At 41.4% G+C, this 13,684-nt stretch carries 6 protein-coding genes, 2 pseudogenes and 1 riboswitch; all 8 genes and pseudogenes read right to left on the reverse strand.

The features are described 5' to 3' along the window. A partial coding sequence (locus tag B5F71_RS16330; RefSeq protein WP_343285809.1) for a DUF5074 domain-containing protein occupies positions 1-932 on the reverse strand: 932 nt, incomplete at its 3' end. Between the two features lie 1,413 nt (positions 933-2,345). After that, a pseudogene (locus tag B5F71_RS21220) lies at positions 2,346-3,479 on the reverse strand (YncE family protein); the annotation flags it as partial. Between the two features lie 12 nt (positions 3,480-3,491). Continuing rightward, a complete protein-coding gene (locus B5F71_RS16340) occupies positions 3,492-5,504 on the reverse strand; it encodes a TonB-dependent receptor (protein ID WP_087212388.1) in 2,013 nt (670 codons plus the stop codon). Between the two features lie 49 nt (positions 5,505-5,553). Next, a riboswitch (cobalamin riboswitch) is annotated at positions 5,554-5,765 on the reverse strand. Between the two features lie 11 nt (positions 5,766-5,776). Continuing rightward, the gene (locus B5F71_RS16345) at positions 5,777-6,379 is read right to left on the reverse strand and encodes a DUF1016 N-terminal domain-containing protein (protein WP_087212390.1); all 603 of its coding nucleotides are present in this window, start codon (positions 6,377-6,379) and stop codon (positions 5,777-5,779) included. Next, the gene (locus tag B5F71_RS16350) at positions 6,354-7,118 is read right to left on the reverse strand and encodes a hypothetical protein (RefSeq protein WP_143269923.1); all 765 of its coding nucleotides are present in this window, start codon (positions 7,116-7,118) and stop codon (positions 6,354-6,356) included. Before B5F71_RS16350 ends, B5F71_RS16345 begins: the two co-directional genes overlap by 26 nt. Further along, positions 7,105-10,710, reverse strand: a complete 3,606-nt coding sequence (locus B5F71_RS16355; RefSeq protein WP_087212396.1) for a TaqI-like C-terminal specificity domain-containing protein — start codon at positions 10,708-10,710, stop codon at positions 7,105-7,107. The genes B5F71_RS16350 and B5F71_RS16355 overlap by 14 nt, the downstream gene beginning before the upstream one ends. Before the next feature lie 13 nt (positions 10,711-10,723). Next, a complete protein-coding gene (locus tag B5F71_RS16360; protein WP_241148631.1) occupies positions 10,724-13,390 on the reverse strand; it encodes a helicase-related protein in 2,667 nt (888 codons plus the stop codon). Between the two features lie 64 nt (positions 13,391-13,454). Continuing rightward, positions 13,455-13,684, reverse strand: a pseudogene (locus B5F71_RS20425) (IS30 family transposase); the annotation flags it as partial.

Here is a 13,684-nt window from a genome sequence, read left to right on the forward strand (position 1 = left end):
AGGAAGAAAATTAATGCCAGACCGAGAGAAAAACTCAATTTCTTGACTCCGGCTGAGGTCTTTTTCAAAAATATTTCGTAATGTTGCACTCGCTGGTTGACTCTGCCGACAATGGCAAACGGTGCTTTGGGAGCTTCTTCCGAACCTTTGATAAAGGTCAGCGATGCATCGTTTTCGTTCATTCGCCATATACCGGCATTGTCACGGATATAAATGTGTTCTTCATCGATAACGGCAATGTGTGTAGGCCAGTCCAGCGGGCTGAGTGTCTCTTTCGGATAACTTTTCAGTTTCTTTAGTGTACGTGTGTCGGTTATGACCAACATGCCGTCATTATCCGATTCTGTTCCCATCGCATTGCCGTTCCCGTTTTGGGAAATGATGTAGGTTTTTCCGTTGTATTGACACATGTCTTGGGGTACATTGCCCAGTTCTGTACCATTTACTCGTTTGTATACATTGTCTACGATGTATCCTTCGGCGGTAATGTAAAGAAGTGAGCCGTTTTCGGAGGTCATATTTCCTTCGTTCAGAACAAATGTTCCTTTCGGGTCATCGAATGTGACAAGATAGAAGTTTATGCTGAGTGTAACAGTTTGTCTGTTTTCACCTTGTGCAGTCAACTGCAAGCTGAAGGTCTTGGAAACATTTTCCGAAGCCGATGGGGCAGTGATACCAATGCAGGTCGTTTCTTCGTTTATATTGACTTGCCATCCCTCGGGTACGTTGTCGGCTGTAATGCTGTTTATATGTTCGGCTAGGTATTTTATCTGGCAGGTCTCTCCCGGAACCACGGTGACAGGTCGGTCTTGCCCTATGCTGTTGGTCAATTCGAATACCGGTGCTTGGAGTTCTACTGGAGTGTTGTCGTCTTTACATGCTGTGGTACCGATTAAAATCAGTATCAGCAGCCAATTGCATAAGTTCTTCATTTCCTTTTGTTTTTTGGTTTTGTATATCAATTTGTTATTCATGCGGATCAGGGGAGTTATACTATTATACTATGCGCGGTATGGATTTGTGTATTTTGTTAATGCCACAGTTCCGGCATGCTGTCTACGTTCTGTCCGCCTCGCATTACTGTACTTCATCATACCCAGATTAGTTAAAAGGATAGCTTCGTCTGGTGTAAGATTAATAATCTTACAGCGAATGACCTATATTTTCACATTAGCATATTGTTTATTGACCTATTCTTCTGTGTATTCTTATGTAGTCTGTGTTCTATATAGCATCAACAAAAATGCACAATTGCATACCGCGATGGTATAACTTCTGATTAGCATTATCAGGCAGTTCTTAAGAAGCTGTTTTGAATTTATCGCCCAAAGCACACACGAAAACAGATACATCAAGCCAAGAAAAACTTTTTGGAGAAATTCAAAACAGCTTCTAAGTTAGCGTGTAGGAATTTCCTCACCCAGCATGTGCAGGTCTTCCACACCACTCACTTCTGTAGAGCATTCGCCTATCCATCCGTTTTCCTGATTGATTCCGGTATATATCTTAATGAGGTCCACACCAGGTAAATCGACTTTATTACCGTCGCTGTCGGTTGCCCAGTCAATGTCAATAGCAGATTCATCGTTGGTATTCATGGCATTGTCGGCATATCCGTATGTAAACGGATAAAGGACAAAGTAGGTACCGTTTCCACTTTGGTCTATTCCATTTTGCGGAAGTCGTGAACCTTCGAAGCGTAACTCCTTGTCACTAATCCATTGTGGATAATAAGACTGGGTATTATGGACGTTTTTCCGGATGTATCCTGTTTGTCCTTTGTTGTCTGTCCAGCAGATGTACGTTCGTTGTTCTTCTTCGGTGGCCGGTTCTTCTTCGGGAGCTTGGTAAACAATTTCATAATCGTTGTAAAAAGCCATGTCACAACCGGCGTTCAGGGCTGTTTCATACCATGTTTCCTGCTGTGGGTCGTGATGGGCACTTCCGGCTATTTCATACCATTGTCCATCGTCTGGCTGGCCGTCTTGATTTTCGTCTAATGCAACTTGGATGATACCCGGTTCGTAACTGCCTCCGCTTGCAGCAGTAGAAGCTCCTTGAAAAGCATTGCCCAGAATACGGAAATCCCGTAGTCCTGCTTTGTTTTCAATCCGATGGTCGAAGCCTACGATGACATAACCTCCATATCCTCCTAGCGAAATCATGCCACGATTGTTATTCCCGATAGCTTCCAAGGCTTTCCGGTTCATGTCTTCCTGTGTGTCGCCTTCTTCGTATTCAGGCATAGCATTGACAAACTGGCCTGGAGCTGGCATGTATTCGATTACTTGGGTGATGTATGCCGAACTGGTTGTTTCTTCCGGAGCATCGTTGTAATAGAAAGGTTCTGTGGCAAAGGCGAAATGTGCCGGAATATCGCCTGTACGTACGCTCCATTGTTTTTTGCCTTCGGAGGTGAAGCAGTAAAGATACCCCGGTGTTACGTAGTCGGTAGCATCGCTTACATAGATTTCCTTGGTTTCAGGGTTGACTGCAATGCCGTATGGAAGTCGGATATCGGCTTCTGTGCCATCGGTAATGAATTTGTCGGAAATCATTTTGCCTTGTGCCGTATCGTAGATGCGGTAACCTACTTCGTTGTTTCCGGCTGTGTAGCTCCATTCGGAAGAGATGATGTAAAGCAGGTCGTCATCCATCCACATTTGGTTGGCAGAGATTCCCAGGTTTCCGGTTACGGTTTCGGTAGTAGGGTCTATGACGTAGATATCCGAGCCTTCTCCATAATAGTCTCCCCGTGAAATAACATACAGGTTTCCTTTCGAGTCTTTTTCCATCTGGTGCAGGTTGATGGCTACATCAATGGTGTTGACCACTTGAAAACTCTCTAAGTCGATGACCGAAATGGTACGGTCATAATTCGGGTAACGGTAACCGCCCGAGTTGGCTACATACAGTCTTCCGTTAACGATAGCCATATCTTCAGGCTGATAACCTACTACCACTTCGCGGGTTATCTGGAAAGTATTCGTATCAAATTCTACCACTTTGCCGGGGCGTGCTTCTGGATCTATCTGAACCGGTCCGGCATACGAACTGACATAGGCTTTGTCATCTTCGAAGGTTATGTAGCGGCAATTAGTAATGTTGACGCTTCCCAGATGTTTGGCTGTGCATGCGTCCATCACTTCTACAAAGTGTGAACAGTTGACCACTACATATAGTTTTCCGTCGTGTATCTGAATGTCGTTGCCTACATCTCCCAGTTCTTTTACGATGTCGGGGTTGCTTTCCGGATAAATGTTGCGAAGGTAATATCCTCCCCGTGCATTGAAAAAGTCAATTGTACATTTGTTGCTTCCCATGTTTCCTTCGTTGAGAAGAAAAAAGCCTTCAATGTCCTTAGGGTCGGTAGGGTAGGTAATGATTTCCTGCTCCGAGTCGAGCACAGGCAGTTCTTCCCTGCATCCCGACAGCAATGCCAGCAGGAGCAGGACAAGCGGATATCTTCTGATTTTCATAAGAGGTATATTTTAAAACATATATTGCACGATGAATTTGAAATTGATGCCGGGCATCGGGTAGCACGATACTACTTCGTATTGTTGGTTCAGCAGATTGTTCACTTCCAAAGTCAGTTTCAATTCTTGCGAACGGATGCGTTGCCGTTTCGAAAGAGAACAGTCGCTGGTGTACCACGACGGTTGATAGTTGACGGGCAGGTTGGCTTGTGAAGAATACCGTTCGCCGGTATAGATAAAACTGTAACTGGCTTCCCACGAACGCCAATTGAAGTTAACCGCTGCCGATCCGCTGTGCCAGGGTATGTAGGGTATTTGTCCGCCATAAAATTCATTATCGGGATCGGTAAAGTCTTGTGCTTTCTGATAAGTGTAATTCAAGCGTCCGCTTAGCAAGGCTTCTTTACCCACTTGCCAGTCGGTTTGTACAGCTACATCTATGCCCCGGATTTCCACTTCACCCAGATTGACCATGGTCCAGCGGAAGAAGTTGGAAGTAGGGGTTGCTACTATCTTGTTCTTTACTTCGTTGTAATATACATCGGCTTGTAGCTCGATGTGTTTCATCCACAGGTTTTTGAAGTCTTTTCTGTAAGTTACACCTATATTATATTGGTGAGTATATTCAGGGTCAAGGTAAGCATTGCCTACGAATGTGTAGTACAGGTCATTCAGGGTAGGCATGCGAAATATCTGTTTGTAGAAGGCACGGAAATTCAGGTCTATCTTTTTAAACGGTCGGTAGCTCAGTATAACCGATGGTGTCCATTCCAGCTTGTCGGATGCCGGTTGTCCGTTTTCTTTCAGACGGTCGGATACAAACGTGCCCAGTACACTTGCCTGCAATTGTATACAGTCGAAATGAAAGGCTGTGGCTGCAGCAAAAAGTCCTGTGTTCCGCCGTGGATAGACAAAGTCTTTCAAGTTTGCATTCAGCAGGTTGAATTGCCAGTCTGCCGACAGGTTCAGGCTCCAGTACGGTGTCAGGTCAACGCAATTGGCAGTCGAAACATAAAGTTCCTGCTGCCGGTAACGGTTGTTGATGTACATCAACGATTCATCTTTGTTCGGGTCGGCAAGGTAATGCAGGTAATCGTAGGCATACTTGGCACTGGCAAGAAAATGGTAACGTTCCGAGAAATCTTTCCGGAACAGTGCTTGGGCAAAGAAATTGGCATCGTTCTGGCGGTCTTCGTGTGTAAACTTGTTACGCACAATGGCTCCTGGATAACCTCTGTCGGAAAAGTAAGCATACAGTTTGGTACGCCAGTAGCCGTTTTTGATGTTACCGTATAACCCATGCTCGATGCGCAGGGCGTTTACGTCACCATTCTGGCGCACAGCAGTGGTGTCATAGCCTCCTTCAGTGGCATAGCGGAATTTATATTTACCTGTGGTGTACAAATACTCGGCACTGAAGGAACTGCTTAACTTTTCGTTGATTTGCTGTTCCCAAAGGATGGCAGGGTTTACTACTCCGAACGAACCAGTCTTGAATGTAGCCTTGACATTATATTTCTTGTTGTCTTCAAACTTGGGAATACGCGTCTGGAGATAGATGGTACCTGCCGAACCAAAGTCCTTAGCCGACTGGAAAATGGCACTTTTCTGTCCGTTGTAGAGTGTGACGCTTTCCATATTGTCGAGCGAAAAACGCCCCAGGTCTACAGTTCCGTTTTGTGCATTTCCCAGTTCGATGCCATCGTAGAATACCCCTACGTGGTTGGTACCCATACTTCGGATATTGACCGTTTTCAATCCTCCGATGCCTCCATAATCTTTCAGTTGTACACCAGAGAAATAGCGTAACGCGTCAGCAACGTTGTGCGAACCTAGCCTTTGGAGTTGTTCTCCCGACAAGCTCTGTACGGGAATGATGTCTTTCTGCAAGGCACGTGCGGTGACCAGCACTTCATTCAAGTGTTGCAGGCTGTCGGTCGAGTTCTGGGCATACAAAATGCAGGCATGGTTCCATACAGCCCAAAACGATAACAGCCAGACAATCCGGCTTTTTTGTTTAACCATAAATAAAAAGTGTATTCAATAAACCAATTAACCGTGTTGTCCTCGCACACGGATAACATAAACTCTTGGCAGGTCTTCTGACTGACTTCTCTTCCGGAACCTTCCCAATACGTTTTTCAGATACAACGCATCAGTGGTAATAGCCTTTACCGGAAGATTATTGAAGCTTCACAGCAGCGGGACTGTCCGGGATTTTCACCCGATTCCCTTTTAATCCGCTTGTCTGAACAGACAGGCAGAACCAATTACGATGCAAAAGTAAGGTTTTTATTTTAAATGTGCAATAGGTCTGCAATAAAGCCATCGTGCCTAAATGCTTTCGGAATCAGATTCGCAATGAGAATAAAGGGAAGTGAAGCCTTGAAGTTACTGATGGCTTTTCCCTGTCGCTCATACAGGTTTGTATCCATGAAATTCAACAACACATTCCGGCTCCACCCGTTTTCCAATGTCTTTTGCACAAAGAACATTGCCTTCTTCGGTTCGTTAAAGAATCTGTCGATAATGTATTTATGGTGTCCCCAAGGGATGCCCCAAATCGCATTCTCCTGAAATTCACCCCCAACTTGGGGGTGAATTGTAAAATACTCATTATAAAGTAAATAAAATCTCTTGGCATACCCAATGCTGGTTTCGGATAACCCTTTGATGCCGGGAAGCTTTGCTTTTAAGTCTGCACTTAAATTAGAGATGAACTTATCTCCCCAACGGCTTTCCGCATGAAGCGTCACAATATCACGTCCCAGCGACCAATAGAATTGCAGCATCTCACTATTGACATGGGTTGCCGCCTTAATCTGGCTCTTTCTATATCTCTGACTAAGCTCTTCAATCCATGAGGCGTAGTCTTTATCGGTTTGGGCTAATTGGCTCATAATTGCGATTTATCAAATTGTCGATTTTAGTAGCTTTATTAACTAATTCAAAATTCTTATTAATCAAAGTCGTTATATATTTGCTATTTAGATTCTTGTAGTTTGACCATTCATTTTGTATTTCATCTTTGATAATATAAATAGTTTCAGCCCAAGAATTTGTTTGTATAGAATATATATCTTTCGCAAATTGACTTTTATATAAAGCGTTATATGTTATTATCTGTTGAAAAGAATTTTCTAATCTTTCAAATTCTCTTGCCAAATGTTTATTGTCATTAGGGGTATATGTAAATTTAATAATATCGATATTCAATTTGTCTCGTACATGTGAACTTGCAAATAATTTTGTTATTTCTGGTATTTCAATCATTTCCTGTTTACATTCTCTTTTAAATTTGTAAACCAGCCCTCCAAAACTATATATCAAATTGGACTTATAATTTGATATATAATAACACATTACTCGCTCGTTAGCAATTAGCCGTTTAAAGTTGGGAATATGAACCGTTAAAAGATAAATAAAGAAACTTACTATGTAGCCAGTAGTTAAGCTCAGTAATATCTCACGTTTTTTTAATAAAGGACTATACATCCAAGCAAATGTTTGTATATCAAATGCATATAATAAAATATACCCTGTACTTATTATTGCCAATATGAATATAACACAAAAATCGAAAGATAGAAATTTTTGAAATTTATACTTTAATAAGGCAAAAAAATTATTCTTTTTCATATTCATCGCGAGTTATTGGTGTTTCAGGATCTACAATTAAAATTTCATCATAAGAAAGTTCATACAGGTGATATACAAGAATATCTATTTGAGTAAGTATTTTCATTCGTTTTTCATCATCTGTAGAATCTAATATCTTCCTCACGAGTATTTTCATGTTAGTAGCCTTATCATTATCACTAAATGAAGGAATTGGAAAATTTTCTATGTATTTTGTTTTGAATCTAAAGAATCCCCCTCTTAAAATTGTACCTGTATTATACATATAAAACCAAAACAATTTTGAATTTAAAATACCAAGCAAAAATAGTATGTTATTTTGATAATTAGGTTTAGGAAATAATGTATAACATTGGGTATTATGGTACAGGCCAATTTCATCCAACGTCATATTGCACCCTAATGAAATTTCAGGCGTGATAATTTTCTTGTTTTCGAACATGGGTATTTCTCGTGAACGATGCAAACTATACCAATAAAGGGAATTTGTTTTGTATCTAATTTTCTTTTCCATCAGTTTTTCCTTAAATTGTAGAAGATAAGCATAGGCTTGTGGAAAGAAACTTTGCATTTCTTTTTCTGTATAAGGTACAGTTTTTCCTTTTACTAAATGATGTGGATATATTATATAGTGAGTTGGTGAAAGCTGTGTATATTGTTTAACATCTTCTCCTTTCAGAAGCGGTTTCATTAAATTCTTCTCTATAAGAACTTCTCGTTTGATTTCGTTAGAATAGCCAACAAAATAATTATCTTTAAAAATTCCCTGCATAATAAATATATCATCCCCTGTACTAACAACACCTTGACTAATATAGTCTAAAATGGCATTTAATTTTGTCATTTTTTCAAATTTGTCTAATATTACTGATGAACTTTTATCCGAAGAAAGCTTCCAAGGCTTTTCTGATAATTTGTTTAAAGAATAATGTATATAATTATTTTGTTGGATATTTTGTAAGAATAGGTTTAACTCTATGGCAGTTGTTGCGTCCTTACTCATTTGTAAATATTCTAATTCACTATTACAATTTTTGAAAAACCATTGCAATCCTGTATATGTAGATGCATTAAATACTTGAAAAGATGAGAAATTAATCATTTTGACGCTTATCTTTTCTTGTAAAATAATTCTTCGTATCCCTATTCCATAGTCTGAATTAGTCCATTTGGTAGGCATTATAAAATTTAAAATGCCCAGTGGTATAGTTAGAGATAAACCTCTTTCAATAAAAGATACATATAAGTCAAATTTTCCTGTTGCTGATTTATAATTGTTTGCTAAATAATCAGCTAATTGGGGATGGGCATTTCTAATGCCTTGTACTCTTAAATACGGCGGATTCCCAATCACAATATCAAATCCTTCTTTCACCCCAAACATCCATTCTGCATCAAAAAATGAGGCAGAATCATTTTGATTGAACATATCCCATGTAGCTAACTGATTAGCTGCATCAGCCGATAAAAATCCGTCGTTTGCTAATTGGGTAGCCAAATCTTTGCGCAATTCTTTCAAGCGATCTTTCCAACGGCGTTTTGTTTTGACAGACTTTGCACGAAATATCTTGTGATTTGCTTCTTTTAAGTTATTCTCTATTGCAATGACGGCAGGTGTTCTGCCCAATTCTCCTTCATTTTTAGTTAAAGGAATCAACGTATTGGCAGCTACAAACTTTGCTTCCAAATTAGGCAACGGACGAATACCAAAGTTTTTAACCGGGTCATTATTGGTCAGTTGGTCTACTACTAACGAAATGAAAAAACGCAATTTGCTTATTTGTATGGCAATGGACTGAATATCCACACCATAGATGCAGTTCTCAATCAGATAGAGTTTTCGGGCATAATCCGGATTGTTTAAACTTTCATTAAATGAGTCTTCAATATCCTTCAAACGTGCGTTCCGTTCTTCATCGGTATCAGCCTGGAAAGCATTTCGACTTTCTTTTACCGCATTGTCTATCAACATTTTTTTCCAATTGTCATTGGTAGGATCAATGCGATTCAAGATATGCACCATTTGTTGAAGCATTCCTACGGGGAAAGCTCCTGAGCCACAAGCCGGATCGAGCACCTTGCAATTATAAATGGCTTCCATAATCTGATGCTTTTGTTCGTCTGCCAGATTAAGTTCTTCATCGGTATATGCAACCAATTTTCGATATTCCGGTTCCAAGTCTTCGCCAACTATCCGTTTCAAATGTGCCACAAGACTTTCATCCACCATATACTGCACAATTTCACGCGGCGTATAAAATGAACCGGTCTGTTTGCGTGCTGTGGTCTGGGTTTCCGGGTTATAAGAGGCAAGCAGGTTTTCAAACACTTTACCCAACAATTCTGGGTCGAGCGATACCTCTTGGTCGAACGGCGTATTTTCTTCAATGGTAAAGTTATAGCGTTTCAATATGTTCAGTATGCCACTGACCTTTACCTTTTTCTTCTTTTTATCCTCATACCAGTGCGACAAATCCACGATTACTTCTTTGGCAAAGAAGATATAATCCGGAACAAACAAGGATTCCTGCACTTCTTTCCGGTCTGAAAAACCGTCAATGTAATTGTCTGCGTCTTTATCGTCCAAGCAATCAAACAGACCTCCATTCAAAAAAGGAACAGTACGGTTTGCCAAGTCCACAAACAGTTGAGGATGGGCAAAAAGCGATTCATACCGCATCAGTTTGTTGTTGTCGTAATCTCCTCTGTTTTTGCGGAAATGCCGTTCGCTCAATTCTGTTTCCCCCTCTTTGGTAATAGGGCTGTTCAGCATGGCAAAGAAGAGGTTTTGTAAAATGGCTTTATAATATTTGCTTTCACCTGCATTGTAAAACAAACTGGGGTTGTATTCCGGATTAAAATCCTCCAACAGATTGTCCTTGATATAATCCTTGTCAAAGAACTCATTCGGTATCAGGTTCTTCTGTTTCAAGAACCATACGAATATCAGACGGGTTACCAGCCGAATGGTACTTTCAGCATTGAATTTGTCATCATCTGTCGGGTCATTCAGTTTATTGGGAAAACGTATAATCTTCACCACCCATGCATACCAATCCGACAATTCCTGATAGAACGATTTGGTCAATACTTCTACCGAGAATCGATTACGCAAATCTTCTATGGAAGTGACACGTCCTGCTGCATTCAGGTACTTGTTAGGAGTATAACAAGCAATGCCTTTACCTAAATAGTAGGAGTAACGACGGGGATTAGAATAAGTCTTCTTTACCCGACTGGAATCTTCATCTTGATGAAGTGTTATTTCTATGAAAGATAAACGGTAATTGTCTGTGTTATCTTCGGGTACAAAAATAACTAACGCTTTATCTTCGAACTCATTTGCCAATAGACGGAATGCTTCTTTAGACATCCCGACACGTGCATCTGATTTAGAGTGATGACGAATTTCATATATCACCAAATCAAGCGATTGGCAAGTCCCTAACTTTGTCGCTATATCACAACAATATTGTGTTTGGATAGGAAAAGCAACAGGCGTTTCTTCCTGTACGAAGCCATTTTCGGGCAGAAAGTGCTGTCTTAAAAAGCTGACAAATTCATGGCGATTATAGGGTTGGTCAAAATTCATAGGTTATCTTTCTTTAGGGGGTTACAATTTCTTCTGATAATATAAGGGTTTCTTCGCCTTCCATGACACGGGCACTCGTTTCCAAGACACGTATCAGATAGTCGGAGGTAATTACGTCAGGAAGTTGAGTGTACTCCTTAGGTAACAACTTGTTGATGTAACGGAGTTCATAGCCGGACAGTCCGTCGCTTTCTGCTACTGCCTTCAAGTCTTGCAGATAGTCTGTATCTACCGCTTTCCGGTCTATCATTACCTTGATTTTAGACAAGGCTTTCAGTACCTCTTGGTTATGCCGTACCGGTGTGTCCCGATTGAAAAGCGTTCTTTTGACACGCTGGTATATACGGTCGAAATCGACTGAAACGGCAAAAGGCTCTTCTGTTTTCATAGCTTCGAACAAGGCGATTGCCTCTTCGGCGGACAATTGTTCTGTGCCATTGTCTGCACCTATCTTAAAAATAAAATCATTGCCTTTCTTGCCGAACAATAAGACACCTTGGTCCGGTTTCTGTACATGACGGGCGATGCGGCTACGGTGGGGTATAGCCAGAGCTGCCTGATATTCGTCTGTTCCTTTCAGTTGGTCCAACAACGTGCGGTAACGGTTATCCCACGAGGCTGTTTCACTTTTAGCCAGTTCCTTTCTGTAGCGTTCGGCAAAGTAGGAGCGTAGTTCCTCGTCTTTAGTCAGCACTTTGGTGTCTTCACCCATAATGGCATGAATCATTGCCATTTTCAAGGTAGAGATTTCTTTGGTACGCACTTCCGTTTCCCCTACATCCGTCGGGAAATAGTTATATATATAAAGGTGGTCGAACACCTTTTTATTGATACGGTTGATACGTCCTATCCGCTGGATGACCCGTGTCGGGTTGTAGGGGATGTCATAATTGAATATCGCCCCTGCCCGATGCAGGTTGTAGCCTTCGGATATGGCATCGGTGGCAATCAATACCTGATAGGTGTTTTGTTGCAACTCTATCTTTAGTCCGGCATCAAAATTGGTGCGGATAAGGTCCTTGTTCTTTGCGGACGAATCGGCAGAGGTATATTTCAGAATGCGATAGGGATTGCCCTGGGCGGAAAGGACTTTGCCCAAATAGTCCACCGTATCCGCAAAGGCGGAAAAGACTATCAGCTTACGCTCCGGTTCTTCCTCCAGTTTCTGGCAAAGCACTTTCTTGAAGGATTCCAGTTTAGGGTCGAAACGGATTTCATTCTTCTTGCCGAACCATTTTTCCTGAATGGATTTCAATACGGAGATATCCGACTTGACATCTTCTATAAAAGACGGTTGGATGTATTTCATGTCTATTTCGAAGAAACCACGTTTGGTGTATTGTTCAAACGCTTCTTCAATCTCTTCCATGCCGTCATCCGTCGATTCATAGAAATCTGTTACATCGGGCAAGTTTCCTTTCTTGAATACCGGAATCTTGTGTACCTTTTCTATCCAAGCCAATATATTCTCGTTGGAACGAATCATGAAGTCAAGGGAGCGTTGGAAAGCCGCAACCGAACTTTCAAACCGCTGGACAAGCAGTTTACGCATGAAACTCGAAACATTGATTTGCCGTCCTACTAACAGGTTGTACTTTACTCCCGTCTTGTCTTCCAGTTCTTTCGCCAGTTTCTTTTCCATTTCAGGGATGACATAGGCTACAGGCATATAACGTGCCGACTTGAAGCGTGTTTTTCCGTCTTTCTTCTTTTCTGTGGAATCTATCAGGTCGAGTGTATCAAGATACAGTCCTTTATATGTGCTTAAATCGTATTCCAATTCCACCGGATCGTCTGGAATCAATGGTTCGATATGTTGCAGCTTTAAGTCTTCCCTGTAACTTGGAATCTCCTGCAAGTCAATGCGTGAACGACGGATTACCAACGGGCTGATAATGGAACGGATACGTTTCGATATCAATTCTGCATCGCGCTTCACTTCCTCATCAGACAGTTTGCCTTCGCGCTGGTTGACGGTCAGTTGCTTATAGGCAGCAATTAATTCCCTGAAAGACGCACCCAAGTTTTCCACGGTTTTCAATGTAGACTTAGAAGGTATCTGGAAGAGTTTTAACATCGAGTAAATATCTTCCGGGCGATTGTTGAAGGGGGTTGCGGTCAACAATAAGACTTTATTGCCACTGCATAAATTGTGCAGGTTCGTATAATCTTGTGTGTATTCATTGCGAAAGCGGTGTGCTTCGTCAATAATTATCAGATAGGTCTCTCCTTCTTTTACGATTTCCCGATAATAGGTGAGCGCATGTTCTATCTGTCCGCTGCTGAACACGGATACTGTAAATCCGAACTCGTCCCGATAGGCTTCCCATTGAGACTTGAGGTGTGGAGGAGCTACAATGATGCAGCGCATGCTTAAATTGCGGGCTACGGTGGAAGCAATAATGCTCTTGCCCAAGCCGACCACATCGGCAATAATCGCTCCGTTATGGTTTTCAATGGCATGGAGTGCAAGCTGTACGGCATCTGTCTGATATTTCAGGTTGGAATATCTGCCCCCGGTGATGTCATACGGCATCAATATATTGTCTTTAGAAGGTATGGAAAAGTATTCATGCAGCACCCGGATATACATCAGATAAGGTCTGTGCAATTTCTCATACCAAATATGCTTGATTACTTTTTCATTAAAGGTATCTAAATTATTTGCATCGACAATCACTACAGAGTTTTTCCATAGTTCATTGAAAATCTTTTGCGGGCAGAGTCAACCAGCGAGTGCAACATTACGAAATATTTTTGAAAAAGACCTCAGCCGGAGTCAAGAAATTGAGTTTTTCTCTCGGTCTGGCATTAATTTTCTTCCTGATCTTGGTTATTTTTCCTTCTGTAACCGTACTGATGTCCGTTCCTTTCGGGATATATTGCCGTATCAGCTTGTTGCCGTTTTCTATGGCTCCTTTCTGCCATGCGCAATAGGAATCGGCAAAATACACGGGCACGTTGAGCTTCTTGG

The organism is Bacteroides sp. An269 (assembly GCF_002159755.1).
Taxonomy (GTDB): domain Bacteria; phylum Bacteroidota; class Bacteroidia; order Bacteroidales; family Bacteroidaceae; genus Phocaeicola; species Phocaeicola intestinalis.